The organism is Allomuricauda sp. R78024 (genome assembly GCF_044596045.1).
Classification (GTDB): domain Bacteria; phylum Bacteroidota; class Bacteroidia; order Flavobacteriales; family Flavobacteriaceae; genus Flagellimonas.
The window spans coordinates 263,070-282,351 of sequence record NZ_CP138995.1 but is presented as its reverse complement, the minus strand read 5'-3'; the positions used below and the strand labels follow the sequence as shown (position 1 = coordinate 282,351).

The window sequence follows — 19,282 nt, the reverse complement described above, 5'->3', positions numbered from 1 at the left end:
TCACATCTTATTTTTACAAAAAATTCAACTAAATGCTCAAACGGTATCTTCCATTTTTATCATGGATACCCGAATACAATCGTTCTTTCCTCTTTAAGGATTTGATTGCCGGTGTTACCGTAGGAGTTATGCTGATTCCTCAGGGAATGGCGTATGCACTAATTGCTGGTCTTCCACCAGTTTATGGTTTGTATGCGGCCTTAGTGCCAAATTTGATCTATGCTTTTACGGGATCAAGCAGAAAATTGGCCGTTGGTCCTGTTGCTCTGGATTCTTTGATTGTCGCTTCAAGTTTGGCAGCAATGAAGTTGGCAAATATTGATGATTACATCAGTATGGCGATTTTTTTAGCGCTATTTGTAGGAAGCATTCAATTGGTAATGGGTTTTATGCGCCTTGGTTTTCTCTCTAATTTCTTGTCCAAACCAGTAGTCAGTGGCTTTACTTCCGCTGCAGCAATTGTGATTGCAATAAGTCAACTTAAACATTTTTTCGGGTTGCAAATTACAACCAACAATACCTTAGAGACCCTTCAAGCAATTTTTGGCCAACTATCGGAAACAAATTTTTATGACTTAAGTATAGGGTTTGCGGCCATTTTAGTCATTTTAGGACTAAAAAAATTAAATAGAAAATTACCGGCCGCAATGGTAGTTGTAATACTATCCATTTTGGGCATCTTTTTTTTCATGGTAAATGATACAGATGTGCACATTGTTGGTCAGATACCCAAAGGATTACCTGCTTTTAGGATGCCTCAGTTGGATATTGACCTTATAATAAAAGCTTTTCCAACGGCCATGGCATTGGCTTTTATTGCCTTTGCCGAAGCGATGACTATAGCAAAAGCTGTTGAAGATCAAAGCAAAGAATACCATACAGAACCCAATCAAGAGTTAAGGGCTTTAGGAATTTCCAATATTATAGGCTCTCTTTTTCAATCCTTTCCTGCGAACGCTGGACTATCAAGAACGGCAGTGAATGTTAATGAAGGAGCAAAAACAGGAGTTGCTTCTTTAGTAAGCGTACTGATTGTAGGGTTAACACTATTATTTTTAACACCATTCTTTTATTACCTTCCAAAGTCAGTTCTGGGAGCTATTATATTAGTTGCCGTTTATGGATTGATAGATTTGAAATATCCGAAGCAATTATGGCAGCAACGCAAAGACGAATTCTTTTTATTATTGGTTACGTTTCTTACAACTTTACTGATAGGAATTTCTCAAGGAATAATTTTTGGAGTTTTATTTTCGCTCTTATTGTTGGTCAACCGAACATCAAAGCCCCATATTGCCATTTTGGGGCGTATAAGAGGGACTGATTATTTTAAAAATATTAGCCGTTTTAGCAATGACATAGAATTGGTCGATAACATTTTGGTTCTCCGGTTTGATGGACAGTTATACTTTGCCAATAAGGATTATTTTAAAGCAGAGTTGTATAAAAACATTGCAGAAAAAGGGAATACTCTCAAATACATTATTTTAAATGCTGAAGCAATTAATTATATAGATAGCAGTGCTTTGAACATGTTAGATCAAGTCGTGAGTGACTTGAAAACAAAAAATATAGAATTACTTATTGCTGGTGTCATTGGGCCTACCCGTGATATTTTATTCTCTAGTGGATTGATTAAAAAAATAGGGAAAGAAAATCTTTTTGTTAGGACCAGTGAAGCTTTTGAATACTGCACAAATCGAAAAGAGAAAAATAGTATTCAAGAAAAGGTTTCATTACAATCTAAAACAAAGCATTTGTAACTTTGGTAACTGTAATAAGGATGGGTCAAACCTATCTTTGACAACAAAATTATAACAGATGAAAATAGAACAGATATATACCGGATGTTTAGCTCAAGGGGCATACTACATAGAAAGCAAGGGAGAAGTAGCAATTATTGATCCTTTACGAGAAGTAAAACCTTATCTAAAAAGAGCGCTGGAGGATGGCGCAAAAATCAAGTACATTTTTGAAACCCATTTCCATGCTGATTTTGTTAGCGGGCATGTAACACTCTCCAAGGAAACCGGAGCGCCCATTATTTTTGGCCCTAACGCCAACCCTTCCTTTGATGCCATTATCGCCAAGGATGAACAAGAATTTAGACTAGGTGAGTTAACCATCAAGGTTTTGCATACCCCAGGGCATACTATGGAAAGCACCACCTATTTGTTAAAAGACGAAATGGGGAAAGACCATGCTATTTTTAGTGGGGATACCTTGTTTTTGGGCGATGTGGGAAGGCCAGATTTGGCGCAAAAAGCTGCCCATATGACCCAAGAAGAATTGGCGGGAACACTGTTTGATAGTCTCCGAAACAAAATAATGCCTTTGGCAGATGATATTACAGTGTATCCAGCACATGGAGCCGGTTCAGCATGCGGAAAGAATATGATGAAGGAAACCGTGGACACGTTGGGCAATCAAAAGAAAATGAATTATGCATTGCGTGCTGATATGACCAAGGAAGAATTTGTAAAAGAGGTAACAGATGGTCTTTTGCCACCACCTCAATATTTTCCGTTGAATGTGAAAATGAACAAAGAAGGCTATGAGGATATTGATGACGTTTTAGAAAGAGGGACTCAGGCCTTGTCGCCAGATGCTTTTGAAACTGCTGCGAATGAAACAGGAGCTATAGTGTTGGATGTGCGACACCAAGATGATTTTGCAAAAGGCCATGTGCCAAGATCTATTTTTATTGGATTGGGAGGAAGTTTTGCCCCTTGGGTAGGCGCTTTAATTGCAGATGTAAAGCAACCTATACTCTTAGTAGCACCAAAAGGAAAAGAAGAAGAAACCATTACTCGTTTGTCTAGAGTAGGTTTTGATGGTACTTTAGGCTACCTTGAAGGTGGTATAGAAACATGGGAAAGTGCAGGAAAAGAAATTGACACCGTAAAAAGCATCGATGCCAATGAGTTTAAACAAAGGTTATCTGAAGAAGTTCCAGTATTTGATGTTAGAAAGAAGACAGAATACGCGGCAGAACATGTTGGAGACGCCATGTTAGCACCATTGGATTTCATCAATGATCACCTGTCGGAATTCCCTGAAAAGGAAACTTTTTATGTTCATTGCGCAGGAGGATATAGAAGCATGATTGCAGCTTCAATCCTTAAGAGCAGAGGAATTCATAACTTGGTAGATGTAGCCGGAGGATTTAAGGCAATAAAAGAAGTAGGAATTCCGGTAACAGATTTTGTCTGCCCTACGACCTTAAAATAAAGCTATTATGAAAAGTCTTTCGAATGTTGCCTTTATGAGTTTTTGTTTTTTATGGCTTAGTTCATGTGAGCCTGAGCAAGAAAGCTTTATCAAAAAAATTGATAAGGAAACCCTTATTGCCGAGGTAATAGGAAAGGATGTACAGTTAATAGACATAAGAACACCAGAGGAATATATAAAAGGATATATTGATGATGCCATTAATATAGATTTTTTACAAGAAGAGACATTCAAAAAGGATATTCAGAAATTTGACAAGAACCAACCCATTTATATCTATTGCAGAAGCGGGGGTAGAACAGCAAGAGCTTCAAAATTAATGCAACAAATGGGATTCAAAAAAATATTTGACTATTCCGGCTCGTATAATGATTGGAGTGCCACGGAGTAGTTGTTTTTAGTTATGTAACTCTCGTTACTGACGGTTGTATTCATGATGTTTAATTTTGGTGACTATCAAAAACATGAATATGTCATTCCTAAATTTTTTATTCCGAGGGCCAATTAATACAGAAGCCATAAAGGTGTTGAATGTTGAAGAATATAAAAAAGCCATCTCCAATAATAATATTCAATTGGTAGATGTAAGGACTTCGCAAGAGTTTGCATCTGAACATATTAGAGGGGCTCAGAACGTCGACTATTTCCAGCAGTCCAAGTTTAAGGCAACTTTTTCTAAAATGGATAGAGATAAACCTGTATACCTGTATTGTCAATCTGGCAATAGAAGTCAAAAAGCGGCAAGAAAACTTGTGGACATGGGGTTTGGGTCGGTGTATGATTTACGTGGTGGCTATAACAAATGGAAGTATTAAATAAAAAAATAATTTGGAATGAAAACAACAATTCAAATTCAAAATCTTAAATGTGGTGGTTGCGCCAAAACAATTACAGATAAGTTATCTGGGTTAAATGGGATAAACGAAATAAGAATAGAAGAAGAAACATCATCGGTCATTTTTGAACATGAAAATAGTGATGTTGTTTTTGTTGCCAAAGATAAACTTAGAGCATTGGGTTACCCTGCAATTGATGATGAAAATGGGATATTGCAAAAAGCAAAGTCGTATGTAAGTTGTGCCAGCGGAAAATTCAAAAATAATTGACTTAGTTAGAGAGCCATCTTTCTTTCAAGATTCTTCGGGTAGATCACAACTTTGGTTTTTTAAAACCATAAACCAATTGTCCCCAAAAGTTTTTGGGTAAAGCTTCATCCCCTGGGTATCCTAATCTAATTTTACCACCGCTTTCAGGAATGTAATTAGTGCCAAACAGATAGTCCCAAAGACTCAAACTAATTCCAAAATTTACTCCGAACTTTCCTTTTGGGAGGATATAGGAGTGATGGTATAAATGCATTACGGGGTTGTTGAAAACATACCTTAAAGGGCCATAGGTGAGTTTAATATTGGCATGGTTTAAATGACCTATTGCTATGGCAGCAAAGTGAACAATATAGGCCTGTTCTGGTTCAAACCCTCCTAAGATCATTACCCCAAATGTTTTTAGCGGCTTATAAAAGATGTTTTCCATCCAATGGTAACGTAAATGTGCAGCAAACCCCATTTCTTTTACACTATGGTGTACTTGATGAAATCGCCATAAAAAAGGAAATTTATGAAGCAATACATGTGTAAACCATTGTACAAAATCTAGAATAATAAAAAAGATAAGTAACTGAGACCATATTGGCCAATTTGAAAAATCAATGATTGCAAGACTCTTGGCGGTAACGCCTATATTACCAAGTAGAAGTTCCAATACCTTATAAATACCACTAATAACAATGGCGAAAATGAAGAAATTGAAGAACATATAGAAACCATCCAACCAAAAATCTTTTCTAAAAATAGATTGCTCCTTGCGCCATGGAAATAGAATTTCCAAGCCCCAAACAAGAAGTGAGATTACGATTAACCCCCAGAAATAATTAGTATACCAGGGGACTTCAAATAAGATTGATTTCCAAGTCCATTGAGTGGTTCCTAAAAAACCATTGGTAAAAGCTTCAAAATAATCCTGCATAAAATCGGTATTGACCTATAACAAATATCCTAAAATTAAAAGTAGCACAAAATTGTATATAGCTGTGTAACCTTGGTTACTAAAAAGTTAGTAGACCTATTGTAGCTTTGAACAACTAACTAAAAGATAGTATTGATTTTAAATAGATGTTTTCTTCATTGAAAATTTTAAAATAAAAATAGTATGAAAAAGAATATGAGCGGCCTTGACCGCATGTTAAGATTGATTATTGCGGTGGCGGTGGTTGCATTGTACTACTTTAATGTAATAGAAGGAACTCTCGCTTATGTATTAATGGCTTTGGCAGGAGTATTTCTCTTAACAAGTTTTGTGAGCTTTTGTCCTTTATACGCTCTTTTTAGAGTGAATAGTTTAAAGGTGAAAAAATAGTTTTTTGATTGATTGTTTTTAATGCACCTCGGCAATCATTGTCGAGGTGTATTTTCACCAATGTTGATTGTCTGAGAAATATCATGTTTTAAAAGTAATATGCCAGTTAAATTTGATTTTCATAAAATTGAAAAAAGATGAGAATACTTCACGTAATTCCATTGGTTTCTTGGGAAAATGGTATCTGGATGATTGGTGTTTTTGCCGCGGTGGTCATTGCTTTGATAGGAGCAGTATTGGCGTTAATGAGCAGTGGGAAAAAAGAAGGGCCAAAAAAGCCATAGCCTTACTACTTCCAAAATCTCTGGCAAACCAAATTAAAAACTACTTCTTAGAACAAAAGAGACTATATTGATGGTTTAACTTTTTTGCTAGATTTTTTTTGAATGGATTTAATATATAAACCTTGGCCTTGGTATGTGTCTGGCCCATTGATTGCATTGGTCATGTTCTTATTGATCATGATTGGCAAACGTTTTGGCATGTCATCTAACCTAAGAACCCTTTGTACTATTTGCGGGGCTGGAAAACATGCGAATTTCTTCAAGTTTGATTGGAAGTCGCAAAAATGGAATCTTGTAGTAGTTCTAGGAACTATTATTGGAGGCTTTATTGGCGCTAACTTTTTGTCTCCGGATATCTCAGTAAATATTAATCCAGACACAATATCTGAATTAAATTCTCTAGGTTTTAGCAGCGCAGGGACAACCTATCTTCCAACAGAACTATTTGGTACAGACGTGTTCTCAGATATAAAGGGAATGGCCTTGTTAATCATTGGAGGCCTTCTGGTGGGCTTTGGGGCTCGTTACGCTGGTGGTTGCACCTCAGGTCATGCCATATCAGGTTTAAGTAATTTGCAGATGCCTTCATTAATCGCAGTTATCGGCTTTTTTATTGGAGGCCTGTTTATGGTTCATGTTTTATTCCCTCTAATTTTTTAGCCATGAAAACACTTATATATCTAGTTATTGGTATTTTTTTCGGAATTGTGTTATTTAAATCAGAAGCGGCTTCTTGGTTTAGGATTTATGAAATGTTCCAGTTTGATTCGTTCCACATGTATGGAATCATAGGTTCTGCGCTAGCTATTGGAGTGTTGGGAATACAGTTGATAAAAAAAATAGGCATTAAGTCTTTTTATGGAGAAAAGATCTCTTTCATCCCCAAGGAAAAGGGATTTAAAAGATATTTGGTAGGAGGTATCTTCTTTGGTTTGGGATGGGCTTTGGCAGGTGCGTGTCCGGGACCAATATTTACATTGTTAGGTGCTGGTTTTCTTCCAATTTTGGTTGTGCTGTTATCAGCAGTTTTGGGAACCTATATCTACGGATTGCTCAAAGATAAATTACCACATTAAAAATTCTTTTTATCAAAAAACATATTTTTGCAATCCATTTATGGTAATGGCCCCGTAGTTCAATGGATAGAATAGAAGTTTCCTAAACTTTAGATGCAAGTTCGATTCTTGCCGGGGTCACAAAACTGTCTTCACTTTTCACTTTTCTTGGCTACCTTAGCAAAAACTCATTTTCCATGGAAAAGAAAATAAAGAATGTATTTATGGAAGGTGCTGTAAGCCCAGACTTCATAGCAAATTCCATTGCAAAGCATCAATCCAAGACCCAAATAGGAGCCCATGACATTTTTTTGGGCCAAGTACGAGCGGACGAGATAGAAGGAAAAACAGTAAGCGCTATAGAATATACCGCCTACGAAGAAATGGCGAACTTAAAATTTTATGAGATAAGAGAAAAGACCTTTGACAGATTTGATATCACCTGCATGCATATCTATCATAGTTTGGGAAAAGTTGGGGTTGGCGAAATATGTCTTTTTGTGTTTGTGTCATCACCCCATAGAAGAACAGCGTTTGAAGCTCTGGAATTTGTGGTGGAAGAAATAAAAGCTCATGTACCTGTTTTTGGGAAAGAACTTTTTGAAGATGATTCCTATCAATGGAAAGTAAATACATAGAAAAAAAATTGACAAGGATTTAAAAAGGCTCTTATAATGGTCGATATCACTCAGAAACAGTCAACCAATAGAACAGCAATTGCCCAAGCGATTGTAAAAGTAAGCTCCATGGTAACCATAGATGCCATTAAAAAAGGAACTGTGCCCAAGGGAGATGTTTTTTCCATGAGTAAGGCAGCTGGTTTTTTGGGCGTTAAAAAAACAGCGGATTTACTGCCAGATTGCCATCCGTTACCAGTTGAGCATTGTGCTATAGAATATGAGATAAATGGCCTTGATATTATAGTAAAGGTCATGGTAAAAACCTTTTATAAAACCGGAGTGGAGGTTGAAGCTATGCATGGCGCAAGTGTAGTTGCACTTAATATGTACGATATGCTAAAACCAATTGACAAAGGGGTTGAAATACATCACATAAAATTGCTAAAGAAAACAGGAGGCAAATCAGATATTGAAAACATATAATTTTAGTGAGCAGAGTAGACTTGACTTATAAAGACTTTTCCAAATTACTTAGCATTTCTGCTGTTGTGTTTTCTAAATCAAACATAGGCTGCCAATGCCAGTCATTTTTTGCAGTTATGTCATCAATACTGCTAGGCCATGAGTCTGCTATTTGTTGTCTAAAATCAGCTACATAATCAACCTTAAAATTTGGAATATGCTTTTGAATGCTCTGCGTTATTTCTTTTGGAGTAAAACTCATACTTCCCAAGTTGTATGCTGACCTTACGCTTAGTTTTTCTGGATCACTTTCCATTAGACTAATAGTTGCTCTAATGGCATCATCCATATACATCATTGGTAGTTTGGTGTTTTCATTTAAAAAACATGTATACTTTCCTTTCCCTAAGGCTTCATGGTATATCTCTACGGCGTAATCTGTAGTGCCTCCACCTGGCATAGTCTTCCAACTAATTAGACCTGGGTATCGCACACTACGCACATCCACTCCAAATTTGTTGAAATAATATTCGCACCAACGTTCTCCAGATTGTTTGCTGATCCCGTAAACCGTGCTAGGCTCCATAATGGTATTTTGAGGCGTATTTTCTTTTGGCGTATTTGGACCAAAGACAGCTATGCTGGAGGGCCAGAAGATTTTGTTTATTTTTCGGTCTTTTGCTAGGTTAAGGACATTAAACAAAGAATTCATGTTTAGATTCCATGCCCGCATCGGAAACTTTTCAGCCGTGGCACTTAACATAGCGGCCATTAAGTATACTTCATCAATTTCATAATGCATGACCACATCTTCAATGGCCTCGTAATTTGTGGCGTCCAGTAATTCAAAAGGACCGGAAGCCATTAGAGCTTCGTTACCTTCCCTAATATCACTGGCCACAATATTTTCAGCGCCATGTTTGGCCCTTAGTGCCATAGTAAGTTCGGTGCCTATTTGACCACAAGCGCCAAGAATAAGAATCGGTTTTTGCATTTAAATTGAAGTTAATCTCGTTAATGGGTAAAGATAGCTTTTATTAAAATTTGTACATTCGCTTATGCGAAAATTGTCATGTATTCTAATCTTTTTTATGGTCTTTGTGGGCTGCAAAAAAAATGGGGATAGTTCTTCGGATATTGGAAATGATGAACTTGTTTTCAATTACCAGAAAATGCCGAAAAAGCTCACGATAAATCCAAAGGCAACAGTCATTGTTGAAGAATGGCCCGAGTTTAAAAAATTGTCTAGTAGTGTTGATGTGCTGTACAGGGCCAAAAATAATGAAGATTTGATTTTGGCCATTGATGATCTCATTGAAAAGGAAAAACTTCTAGAAAAGGGAACCTATCCAGAAGCATTTGATAAATTTCAGATTAAGAGTAGACAGCGCGTTTTTAAAACATATATGCTAAAAGTAAAATCCAGTGTTTTGGACAATAGGGATGCCACGCAGCCTACCATAGAAATGTTGGAAGCTTATAATGCATTTCGTAAACAGTTCAATGTTCTTGTCAATAGCCAGTTGGACACAAAATTGATTTTAAATGAAGGATAAAATTATGTTGGGACTATTGCTGATTTTAGCTTTAGCGATCAACGCTCAGAATAGCGAAAAAGAAAATATAAATAATGTATTGGATGATTGGCATCTTGCAGCATCAAATGCAGATTTTGACTCTTATTTTAGTAAAATGACTGCAGACGGAGTGTTTATTGGTACAGACGCAACCGAAAATTGGCAAAATGCAGCTTTTAAAGAATTTTCTAAACCCTATTTTGATAAAGGCAAAGCTTGGAGTTTTACGGCTGTGGAACGAAATATCTACATGAACAAAGCAGAAGATTTTGCCTGGTTTGATGAGCTATTGGATACGCAAATGAAACTTTGCAGAGGTTCTGGAGTTATGAAAAAAGAAAATGGGCAATGGAAAATTGCCCATTATGTACTGTCTATTGCTGTACCAAACGAAAACGTTGCGGAGTTAATTCAAATTAAAAAAGAAAAAGATAGCTTAACGCTTCTTGATCTTAAAAAGAAATAGTTTCTTTTATTCTTGTCCCTCAGGTTTTTCCTTTCTTGATTCCAACGCCTGTTTGCTTAAACTGGCCAAGTTAAAGTTAGGATCAATTTTAAGGGCTTCATCAATAGAAGCAATTGCACTATCAATATTGTTTTTATCCTTATTATAGGCTACTAATCCTTGCAAGTGGTAGAAGGCTGCTTTTAATGCAACTTCATAAGGTTGCTGTCTTTCGTAAAAGGCATATTTCATATCATCTTTGGCATTGGCAATACCATATTCAATGTTGATTGATGCACCATCATTGTCTCCTGTTTGTATTTTAAGGTCGGCCAATTCATAAGCTAAGAAAGCAGATGGGACACGTGCAAACAACGTTTCAAAGTGTTCTAATGCTCTTTTGGGCTGGTTTAAAGCTTTTAAGGAAACTGCTTTTACCTGTACGGCCAAATCAGAGTCATCATCTTTCTTCTCAATTCCAATAGTGTTCAAAGCCTGCATGTGCTGATTATTGTTCATGTAGACAAAGGCCAATGTGTCCTTACGCTCTTTGGAAGGTGAGAGCACATTTAAATGGGTCAATGAACTAATGACACCATTTATATCTCCCTGTGATCGCATCTCCTTGTAAAAGGCTTCATAATGATCTAAAAGTTCACTCTTACTCTGTGAAATACCATTGAAACCTATGAACAATAGCAACAATAAAACAATCTTTCTCATTTATCTTGACTTTAGTGCGCCAAAACTAAAAAAATTATTGGTATTATGCTGTTAAAGAATACTATAAGGATCAAAAAGAAAAAGGATGTCACATGACATCCTTTTTCAATAACAATTTTATTGTTTTAAAGGGCCATCATTGAAATGTCCTTATCCGTATGTTGTTTGAGCAAACTTGCGTAAAAGGCAAGACTTTTTACATCTTTTAGCAAGCAGGACTTTAAAAAAGCATTAAGATCCTTGTAAAAAAGATTGACAGGTATAGTGGAAACCACCATATTGATGGTTTTTGGGTCATATTCTTTATCGTTTAATACCACATCCATTTTTACACGATGTCTATCATAATCTATATCTACATCTGCAGCATTGTAATGCTTTCTTAGAATTGACCTATGTAAGTCCTGAAATCTTGAGGTTATGTTTTCTCTTGTACTACTTTTTGTAATCAAATTCTCCATCTCCATCAAGATTCTTGTTGTTAATCTTGAATTTCCCATGACGCTAATAACTTTAACTAATACAAAGATACCGCTGACGCATATAATCAATTAAAAATCAGTTAATTAATTAACTTAAAATTCTCTTAATTGTTGTGAAGTGTTACTTTTTGGTGGTCAACTAAGACAGAATTGAAGTTTGGAAACTATGGTTTTTATCAAGAAAACTCTTGCTTAGAACAACCTTGCTGAATTTATCCGAAGAACTGCCCGAATAATCGGGTGACGGAATACCCCTTTTTAATGCTTCTGAGGTGTAATATTCCTTTTTTGTGGGATGCAAAGGATATACTCCATTAAATATTTGGTTCCAATAGTTGTTTGCAATGATTGTACTTATTATGTGAATACAATCATCTAAATGGATAAGGTTCACAGGATTGTTTCCATTAGTTAGGTTTTGTCTTTTTGAGAGCATAGTAACGGGATGTCTACTAGGTCCAATCAATCCGCCAAAACGGATTATGGTAGTCTTTATAGTGTCATCTTGTGTAAAGAGTTGCTCACATTCCAATAATTGCCTGCCAGATTCGGTAGAAGGTTTTGGTACAGTGGTTTCAGTTACTTCACCATCTACTTCACCATCTACTTCACCATAAACAGCGGTGCTGCTTACAAAAATGATTTTAAGAACTGCACTCTTCTTAATTTCCAAATGCAGTAATTTCATTTTCTCTACAAAACTTTCGCTAGTGCCACTTCTTAACTTTGGCGGAAGGTTAATAATGAGAATATCTATGTTTGACAAAAAACCTTGGATGTCTCCTTTAACACCAGAAGTGGATATTGATATTTCATAAGCATGAATATCATTATCTTGAAGAAGCTCCAGTTTCTCTTTAGATGTTGTGCTCCCATAAACCTCATGTTTTTGGTTTACAAAATGCTTGGCAAGAGGCAATCCTAGCCAGCCACAACCCAATACACCTATGCTATCATTCAAATTTTACTGTTTTGGTCACCAAGATAGCATCATTAAGTACAAAAGGCATTGGAATACTGTTCTTTGGTCTTTCGGGTACTGTAAACGCCGTATTAGTTAATAGATCATTGGAAGCTTCATAAAATGTGAGCTCCAACACCGAGTCTTTTGGAAAACTCAATTCTAGTTCCGTATAATCATTATCGGTTATGTAATGGGTAATCAGTCTTTTTTTTCGGTTTTCTAGAAAATAATCAGAAAGTTGAATGTTGTTGACTTTTGCAGAATTCAATCTTATAGGATTGGTGTAGATATCTAATCGATTAATGCTTCTTTTTGGGGTAATGCATAATTCTAGAATACGTTCATTTCCAATTATAGTGTCTTTGACGGTGTCTACCCAAGGCTCGGCTATAGCTTTTTTTGGAGCATCTGCAATATAAGTAAATTCGGTTCGGTATTTACTGGGGAGTGTTTTATACTCTCCAGCCTTAGGCACTCGTTTTTCACTTCCTATAAATTGACCGTTCCAACCTATGGGTTTATAATCGTAAGTTGCCCAAATTGCGGAATCCTTATCTGCATTGTATACGTACAAAAGACTACTTGGTTTGGGGCGTTGTTCATTAAAATCTGCTTTGATGTGCGCTGAAATACTAAACACTGCAAACAAGAAAACTGCTAAATAAGCAAAACGCTCCTTGTTTTTTAGCTGTCCAAAAAATGGAAGTACCAAGAAAAAAAGTAGCGTAGTGAAAACTGTTGCCGCAACCATCATTTTTAATCCTAAACCAACAGGAAACATTTTTATAAAAGGCGAATGTATGAATACGGCTGGTAGTGCTAAAAAAACCAGTAAGAATGGATTTGGTTCTTCTTGATTTATAGTTACCATAAAAGCTGCCAGCAGTCCAAATAAAGGGATAATAAAAAAACTGGCACCTGGCAAATAAATTGCCACTACGCCACATATGATCAGCCATATTAAAGCAGGTGCTACCAAGAGGTTGGGTGTACTTGTTTTTCTAAACCTGTGGTAAAACCAAAAGCATACAGCTAAAGATAGAAGGGCATAAACCATAATGTAGATATGTCCATTGTAGGTAAATCCATGGAGCATATCGTTAAAGTCGGGGTACCACCATTTTATTACACTCCAGCTAAAATACCCTAGTACTCCATTTATAATTAAAGTAGTCAGCAACGGAAGAAAACCTTTAAATATATCTTTTGCATTTAATTTTTCCTTCTTAAAGCCTGTTATGAGCAGAAGTACAAATGCAAGTACTGCAATTCCGAACATGGGCCAAATCCATTCAAACGGGTACGAAACCAAATTAAAAAAAGGAAGGTTGAAGTATATGAAATCATCCAGACTTTTTAAATCATTTAGATTGGCCTCACTAAAGTGTTGTAACAACGGCATTAAATAACTGCCTTGATGAGCCAAAGAAGTTTTATCCAATCTTTCATAGGTATCTAAAGCAGTATGGTAGTCATAATGGTCATCAATAAAGGCAAAATTGAATCCCTCGATATCACCATCTTCCCTAAAAACGGTTAAATCTGTGTCATTAGGCAGCATTTTGTAGATACTGTATGCCAAAGAATTGGCAACTGGATATTTGGGGTTTGCTTTTGTAAACTCCTTTATTAAAGTTCCATTGCCCCTGTTGGTTTCTATGAGCATATAACTTGGACCGCCACTACCACGTGCCTCAAAATTTAGAACCAGTCCTACCTCTTTTGCCCATGGATGATTATTGACAAAAAGGTCAGCACCGTTAAGGCCTAATTCTTCTGCATCCGTAATAAGAATGATGATATCGTTTTTAGGAGTTTTGTTTTGTGCCATAAAGGCTCTTACACCTTCCAAAATGGTCGCAACTCCACTTCCTGCGTCACTGGCACCAAAAGATGAGTGAGGATTGCTATCGTAATGAGATAACAAAAGGAGTGCCTTGCCCTCTCCGGAACCTTCAATTTTGGCCAAGATATTTGTGGCCTTGCTGAGGTTCGCCCAATCTCCAGCAGTATATCCTTCTTGGGTGGTAGTTTCCAACCCAAGTTTTTTAAGTTCGGATATAACATAGCCCCTTGCATTTGCGTGTCCTGGAAAACCAACCGCATGTGGCTCTTTAGCAAGATTTTTGACATGGACTAATGCTTTATCCGTAGAGAAGGATTGTAATGCGCTATCCTGGTCACTATGATATGGTGGCATTAAAGATTTGTAGCTCCAATACACTGCAAAAAGAAGCAGTAATAGCGCAAGAGTTCTTGAAAACTTCATAGTTTGATTAAGTTGGCATGTAAAAGTATAAAATTATGAAAGGTTCGTAGGTTTACCGTATAAAATTTAAATAATTCGTTAAAATTCCCTATATTTATTAATCAACCCAAAAAGTAACGATATGGCAATCAAGAGTTTTCAAGGAGTTAGATTGAAAGGGTCTTCAAAAAAGGAATATGATGCTCCAATACTTGTGGAAGACTATATGACCAAAAAATTGGTTACTTTTTCACCAGAACAATCCATTTTGGCAGTTATGGAATCATTTGCAAAAAACCATATTTCTGGGGGACCTGTAATGGATGAAAATGGATTTTTAGTTGGAATCATTTCTGAAGCGGATTGTATGAAACAAATTTCTGAAAGTAGGTACTTTAACCAACCTATTTTAGATAAAAGTGTGGAACGTTTCATGACTAAAAATGTAGAGACCATACCCCATGACATGAGTATTTTTGATGCAGCCGGTGTTTTTGACAAGCATAAAAGGCGCAGATTGCCAGTAATGAAAAATGATATCCTGGTAGGACAAATAAGTCGAAAAGATATTGTTATCGCTGCTTTAAAACTAAGTTCTCATAACTGGAAATAATCTCCAATCACATTTTTATTCACGTTTTACAATCATATAATAGTCGTTGTCCAACGGTAAGTAGCCAAGGTCATATACAAAGTAATAAGTACTGCCTTTTTTTGTGGTATAAAGGTTTGTGATGTGTTCAAAATCGAAACCTTTATCCATAAGTCGCATTTTGGTAGTCTTGGTTTTTCCATCTTTTAAAGGGAAACTGTCCAGTACACGATAGTTCTTGCGCAATCTATTGTTTATGTTTCTTACTAAGTTTTTGCTATCCTTATTGAGTCTATTATTATAGGCGTTTCTACAATGGTCAGAACAGTATTTTTTATCTATTCTGCCGAGCAGTTTTTCGCCACATTCAAGACATTTCTTTTCAGACATAATGAGCGCCTTATGTAATTATAATATCATACTTTTTCAATAAACCACTAAGGTTGTCTTTACTGAACTTTGCCTTTTTTAACCTGTTTTGTTCAGGGTCAATGTTTAAATTAAAGGAAGTAGTTAAATCAGCCTTTTCTAGAATGGAGTGTTGAAAAATAGCGTTTTCCATATTACAATTTGAAAAAAGCACCTGTGTCAAATCCGCTTGAGCAAAGTCTGTTTGCACCAATTTACATTCTATAAACTGGGCATTGTTCAGTTTCATTCCAAGAAATGACGAAAGATTTAGATTGCACTTTTTAAACTGAAATGACATTAAGAAATCACTGCAATCTTCAAAACGGAGGCCTATTAGTTTACATTCAATAAAAACAACTTCCTTAAAGATGGTGTTTTTTAGATTGGCATTGCTCAAATCACACTCTATGAATTCACATTCCATAAAGTTTTGATTGTCAAGATAACCATCAGAGAACTTGCAGTTTTCAAAAACACAGTTTTCATAATCTGACTTGGGCAATCGATCTTTGGTATAGTCTATACCTTTAAATTCTTGATCTGCAATAAATGATTGTTGCATTTTTTAAACTTAATCTTCCAAAAGTATTGCAGGCAGCTCCAGTGTGCTGTAAAGCTCATTGTATTTTGCCATTTCGGTATTTACAATACTGTTCTTTTCATTTTCAAATGTTTTCCATTGTGATAAAAGATCCCTCAAACGTTCTTTAGCTCCTTTTGTCACTTTAGGTTCAGCAGTATCTATAAACCCTTTAAGATGCATAAAATCTGCATTTAACTGGTTGTGAAAATTAATAACATCTTGGAAAGTTTTTTGCTTGGGCTGAATAAGGTTTTCTTCCCAAGTTTTAATACGTTTCATTAAAGAATCTCCAACCTTTAACAACTCGCTCGCACTTTCATTTTCTTTCAGCAATTTACTATAACTTTTTAATTGTGCTTTGGCGGAACGCATTTGGTTAACGGCTTCGTGCATTGAGTATATGGCATTCTCAATTTGATTTAGTACCTGCTGCTGTTCAGCGTAGTCTGCTTCGGTGCCATCAACTTTTGGGTTAGGTAAAATGGTAGCTTCCGTTTCTACGGTTTCACTTTCTAAACTTAACCGCAGTGCATAAACACCAGGAGCAACGTTTGCCCCATTATAATTTCCAAAAACAAAAACCTTATCAATAGATGGAATCTGTTCTTTACTAAAATTCCAGGTAAAACGGTTGTGCCCTTTTTTAGAAGGGAGCACTGCAGGTTTTGGTGGTCCCCCAGGCCATGATTTAAAATCTTTTTGGGTTTTATTGGTAATGGTTCGGATAACTATTCCATTTTGAAGAACTTCCAATTTTAGATTTAGAGAGTCTGAATCTTTTGGCAAGTAATAATCAAAAGTTACCCCTTGTTTTGGATTTTGACCTAAACCGGGAACTGGTTTTTCTGGACTTCCCCCAAAGATGCGATAGGTGTCTTTTGGTTTGTAAATTTTCAGTTTCTCAGTGGTATCTAAACTATTTTGAATAGCTCCCAAATCATCCAATATCCAGAAAGAACGACCAGCAGTTGCAGCAACAAGGTCATTGTCTTGAATAATAAGATCATTGATGGGCACAACAGGAAGGTTTAACTGAAAAGGTTGCCAATTTTGGCCATCATCCAAAGAAAGATAAAGCCCTGTTTCGGTACCCGCGTATAGCAGTCCCTTTTGCTTTTTATCTTCACGTACAACCCTAACAAACGTATGCTTGTTGGTTATTCCATTAGTGATTTTACTCCAAGTATTGCCGTAATCATTGGTTTTGAAAATATAAGGTTTCAAGTCCATAGATTTGTAACGCATAACCGCTATGTAAGCCGTAGCTGGGTTATGTGGAGATACCTCAATACTGTTGATGATACCATTAGCTAAATTTGGAGGAGTGATGTTTTGCCAATTTGCGCCTCCGTCTTTTGTAATATGAACCAAACCATCATCACTGCCCGCATAAAGCACACCTTGCTCATGTGGCGACTCAACCAGATACATTAAAGTGTTGTAATTTTCGCCACCAGCAGCCTCATTGGTATATGGACCGCCACCTTCACCTTGTTTTTCTTGCTCGTTTCTTGTAAGGTCTGGGCTTACAACTTCCCAACTTTGACCACCATCCACAGTTTTGAAAACAACATTTCCAGCATGGTAAATTGTATTTCTATCGTGAGGGGAACTAATAATTGGTGCGTTCCAATTGTAACGAAACTTAAAATCTTTTGGCACCTTTCCAAGACCCAGTTCAGGATATTCTTTTATGGCTTTTCCTTCTCTAGAAGCGCGAACCCATTTTTCAATAATACCCTGATAGCAACCCCCATAGACCACCTCTGGATTATCTGGGTCAAAAGCCAAATAAGCACTTTCACAACCTGCAACGGAATACCAATCTTTCCAATCGATTCCATCATCATTGGTTCTGCTTGCTATAGCAATAGCTGAATTATCTTGTTGCCCTCCATAGACATTGTAGGGCACAAGGTTATCCGTGATTACCCTATAAAATTGTGAGGTGGGTTGATTTTGTTGTGTGCTCCAACTTTTACCACCATTATTTGAAACATTGGCACCTCCGTCGTTGGAGTTGATCATTTTGGAATTGTCATTTGGGTTGATCCACAAATGGTGGTTGTCTCCATGAGGGGTAGGTAACGGAGCAAAAGTTTTCCCCCCATCAATTGATTTGGTCACTGGAGCGTTCAATACGTAGACCACATTTTCATCCTGTGGATCTGCAAAAATCTCCATATAGTACCAAGACCTTGCTATGTTGATTCGGTTTGAATTGATTTGAGCCCACTTCTTGCCAGCATCATCACTTCGATAGACTCCTCCCTTTTTTCCTTCTGCTTCAATAACTGCAAAAACCCTGTCCGAATTTGCTCGGGAGACTGAAATTCCAGCTTTTCCAAACGCCTTGGGAAGTCCTTCCTTAAGTTTTTTCCAGCTGGTACCGCCATCAGTGGATTTGTATAATCCAGAGTTTTCACCACCAGATTCTATTTTCCACGGGTAACGCCTGTGTTGCCACATAGCTGCATAAAGAATCAATGGGTTGGTCATATCCATTGATAAAGAAGAGGCTCCAGTATTTTCATCAACAAAAAGTACATTTTCCCAACTATCTCCCCCGTCCAATGAGCGATAAACGCCTCTTTGGTTAGAAGGTCCATATTGTGCTCCTTGAGCAGTAACAAAAACAATATCAGGATTTTTTGGGTGGATAATGACATCAGAGATATGACGTGTTTCATCAAGTCCTATGTGTTTCCATGTCTTTCCTGCATCTGTAGATTTGTAGACACCATCTCCCATTGAGGTCATTACGCCCCTTGCTGCATGTTCTCCCATACCCGCAAAAACAATATTTGGGTTGCTTTCCGAAACGGCAATGGCTCCCACGGTTCCTGTTTTAAGAAAACCGTCTGAAACATTTTTCCAGGTAATGCCATCATCAATGGTTTTCCAGATACCACCACCCGTTGAGCCCATATAATAGGTCATGGGTTGTCCAATGACTCCAGATGATGTTACACTTCTACCACCTCTAAACGGACCAATATTTCTCCATTTTAGACCATGGTATATAGAATCATTAAGAACCACATTGGGTAAAGAGGTTTTCTTTTTTCTGCGCTGTGCTTCACTGTCAAAAGAGATGAGCAAAAGGAGGGCAAGGAAGAATTGAAATACTTTCATTTTGGTTTGATTTTAGCTTTTGGGAAGATACAAAACCCAGACATAATGTTAACAA

23 protein-coding genes and 1 tRNA gene are annotated in these 19,282 nt (G+C 36.8%); 15 read left to right on the top strand and 9 right to left on the bottom strand.

The window, feature by feature from the left end; genetic code table 11:
- Window positions 1-32 precede the first annotated feature (32 nt).
- From SJY44_RS01215 to SJY44_RS01195, 5 genes are all read left to right on the top strand, one after another.
- Window positions 33-1,763 carry a SulP family inorganic anion transporter gene (locus SJY44_RS01215; RefSeq protein ID WP_396590934.1) on the top strand — a complete coding sequence of 577 codons (1,731 nt, stop codon included), beginning with the start codon at window positions 33-35 and terminating at the stop codon, window positions 1,761-1,763.
- A gap of 58 nt (window positions 1,764-1,821) precedes the next feature.
- Window positions 1,822-3,231 (top strand): rhodanese-like domain-containing protein, encoded by a 1,410-nt coding sequence (locus SJY44_RS01210; RefSeq protein WP_396590933.1) that lies wholly within the window; start codon window positions 1,822-1,824, stop codon window positions 3,229-3,231.
- 7 nt (window positions 3,232-3,238) lie between these two features.
- Window positions 3,239-3,622 carry a rhodanese-like domain-containing protein gene (locus SJY44_RS01205; protein ID WP_298922956.1) on the top strand — a complete coding sequence of 128 codons (384 nt, stop codon included), beginning with the start codon at window positions 3,239-3,241 and terminating at the stop codon, window positions 3,620-3,622.
- A gap of 79 nt (window positions 3,623-3,701) precedes the next feature.
- Window positions 3,702-4,046 carry a rhodanese-like domain-containing protein gene (locus SJY44_RS01200; RefSeq protein WP_396590932.1) on the top strand — a complete coding sequence of 115 codons (345 nt, stop codon included), beginning with the start codon at window positions 3,702-3,704 and terminating at the stop codon, window positions 4,044-4,046.
- Between the two features lie 18 nt (window positions 4,047-4,064).
- Window positions 4,065-4,337, top strand: coding sequence for a heavy-metal-associated domain-containing protein (locus SJY44_RS01195; protein WP_396590931.1), 273 nt, complete (start codon window positions 4,065-4,067; stop codon window positions 4,335-4,337).
- Window positions 4,338-4,380: 43 nt separating this feature from the next.
- On the opposite strand, the gene SJY44_RS01190 is transcribed toward SJY44_RS01195, so the two are convergent.
- Complete coding sequence (locus SJY44_RS01190; protein ID WP_396590930.1) at window positions 4,381-5,256, bottom strand: sterol desaturase family protein; 876 nt, start codon at window positions 5,254-5,256, stop codon at window positions 4,381-4,383.
- Window positions 5,257-5,439: 183 nt separating this feature from the next.
- On the opposite strand from SJY44_RS01190, the gene SJY44_RS01185 reads away from it, so the two are divergent.
- The 7 genes from SJY44_RS01185 to moaC all read left to right on the top strand — a co-directional run bounded on the left by SJY44_RS01185 (window position 5,440) and on the right by moaC (window position 8,088).
- Complete coding sequence (locus SJY44_RS01185; protein ID WP_396590929.1) at window positions 5,440-5,646, top strand: DUF2892 domain-containing protein; 207 nt, start codon at window positions 5,440-5,442, stop codon at window positions 5,644-5,646.
- Window positions 5,647-5,783: 137 nt separating this feature from the next.
- Complete coding sequence (locus SJY44_RS01180) at window positions 5,784-5,930, top strand: hypothetical protein (RefSeq protein ID WP_396590928.1); 147 nt, start codon at window positions 5,784-5,786, stop codon at window positions 5,928-5,930.
- Between the two features lie 102 nt (window positions 5,931-6,032).
- Entirely contained in the window at window positions 6,033-6,590 is a 558-nt protein-coding gene (locus tag SJY44_RS01175; RefSeq protein WP_396590927.1) for a YeeE/YedE family protein, read from the top strand.
- Between the two features lie 2 nt (window positions 6,591-6,592).
- Window positions 6,593-7,006, top strand: coding sequence for a DUF6691 family protein (locus SJY44_RS01170; protein WP_396590926.1), 414 nt, complete (start codon window positions 6,593-6,595; stop codon window positions 7,004-7,006).
- A 48-nt stretch (window positions 7,007-7,054) separates the two neighbouring features.
- Window positions 7,055-7,126 (top strand) — tRNA-Arg (locus SJY44_RS01165).
- A gap of 56 nt (window positions 7,127-7,182) precedes the next feature.
- A complete protein-coding gene (locus SJY44_RS01160) occupies window positions 7,183-7,623 on the top strand; it encodes a molybdenum cofactor biosynthesis protein MoaE (RefSeq protein WP_396590925.1) in 441 nt (146 codons plus the stop codon).
- A gap of 36 nt (window positions 7,624-7,659) precedes the next feature.
- Window positions 7,660-8,088, top strand: a complete 429-nt coding sequence (gene moaC, locus SJY44_RS01155) for a cyclic pyranopterin monophosphate synthase MoaC (protein WP_396590924.1) — start codon at window positions 7,660-7,662, stop codon at window positions 8,086-8,088.
- 25 nt (window positions 8,089-8,113) lie between these two features.
- Here moaC and SJY44_RS01150 read toward each other — a convergent pair whose 3' ends face one another.
- A complete protein-coding gene (locus tag SJY44_RS01150) occupies window positions 8,114-9,061 on the bottom strand; it encodes an NAD-dependent epimerase/dehydratase family protein (protein ID WP_396590923.1) in 948 nt (315 codons plus the stop codon).
- A gap of 64 nt (window positions 9,062-9,125) precedes the next feature.
- Here SJY44_RS01150 and SJY44_RS01145 point away from each other — a divergent pair, with 64 nt between their 5' ends.
- Window positions 9,126-9,623, top strand: a complete 498-nt coding sequence (locus SJY44_RS01145; protein WP_396590922.1) for a hypothetical protein — start codon at window positions 9,126-9,128, stop codon at window positions 9,621-9,623.
- On the top strand, window positions 9,613-10,110 hold the full coding sequence (locus SJY44_RS01140) for a nuclear transport factor 2 family protein (RefSeq protein ID WP_396590921.1): 498 nt from the start codon (window positions 9,613-9,615) through the stop codon (window positions 10,108-10,110). Before SJY44_RS01145 ends, SJY44_RS01140 begins: the two co-directional genes overlap by 11 nt.
- A gap of 6 nt (window positions 10,111-10,116) precedes the next feature.
- Here the strand turns inward: SJY44_RS01140 and SJY44_RS01135 are convergent, their stop codons facing one another.
- The 4 genes from SJY44_RS01135 to SJY44_RS01120 all read right to left on the bottom strand — a co-directional run bounded on the left by SJY44_RS01135 (window position 10,117) and on the right by SJY44_RS01120 (window position 14,527).
- Window positions 10,117-10,812: a hypothetical protein gene (locus SJY44_RS01135; RefSeq protein ID WP_396590920.1), complete on the bottom strand. Its 696-nt coding sequence runs from the start codon at window positions 10,810-10,812 to the stop codon at window positions 10,117-10,119.
- A 125-nt stretch (window positions 10,813-10,937) separates the two neighbouring features.
- Window positions 10,938-11,312: a hypothetical protein gene (locus SJY44_RS01130; RefSeq protein ID WP_163421078.1), complete on the bottom strand. Its 375-nt coding sequence runs from the start codon at window positions 11,310-11,312 to the stop codon at window positions 10,938-10,940.
- 121 nt (window positions 11,313-11,433) lie between these two features.
- On the bottom strand, window positions 11,434-12,255 hold the full coding sequence (locus tag SJY44_RS01125) for an SDR family oxidoreductase (RefSeq protein WP_396590919.1): 822 nt from the start codon (window positions 12,253-12,255) through the stop codon (window positions 11,434-11,436).
- Window positions 12,248-14,527, bottom strand: a complete 2,280-nt coding sequence (locus SJY44_RS01120; protein WP_396590918.1) for a M28 family peptidase — start codon at window positions 14,525-14,527, stop codon at window positions 12,248-12,250. The genes SJY44_RS01125 and SJY44_RS01120 overlap by 8 nt, the downstream gene beginning before the upstream one ends.
- A gap of 121 nt (window positions 14,528-14,648) precedes the next feature.
- Here SJY44_RS01120 and SJY44_RS01115 point away from each other — a divergent pair, with 121 nt between their 5' ends.
- On the top strand, window positions 14,649-15,119 hold the full coding sequence (locus SJY44_RS01115; protein WP_298922932.1) for a CBS domain-containing protein: 471 nt from the start codon (window positions 14,649-14,651) through the stop codon (window positions 15,117-15,119).
- Between the two features lie 15 nt (window positions 15,120-15,134).
- On the opposite strand, the gene SJY44_RS01110 is transcribed toward SJY44_RS01115, so the two are convergent.
- From SJY44_RS01110 to SJY44_RS01100, 3 genes are read right to left on the bottom strand one after another with little or no spacing between them, the layout of a single operon-like run.
- Window positions 15,135-15,488, bottom strand: a complete 354-nt coding sequence (locus SJY44_RS01110; protein ID WP_163421082.1) for a hypothetical protein — start codon at window positions 15,486-15,488, stop codon at window positions 15,135-15,137.
- Window positions 15,489-15,498: 10 nt separating this feature from the next.
- Window positions 15,499-16,071 carry a pentapeptide repeat-containing protein gene (locus tag SJY44_RS01105; protein ID WP_396590917.1) on the bottom strand — a complete coding sequence of 191 codons (573 nt, stop codon included), beginning with the start codon at window positions 16,069-16,071 and terminating at the stop codon, window positions 15,499-15,501.
- Window positions 16,072-16,080: 9 nt separating this feature from the next.
- Window positions 16,081-19,227 (bottom strand): glycosyl hydrolase, encoded by a 3,147-nt coding sequence (locus SJY44_RS01100; RefSeq protein ID WP_396590916.1) that lies wholly within the window; start codon window positions 19,225-19,227, stop codon window positions 16,081-16,083.
- Between the last annotated feature and the right edge of the window lie 55 nt (window positions 19,228-19,282).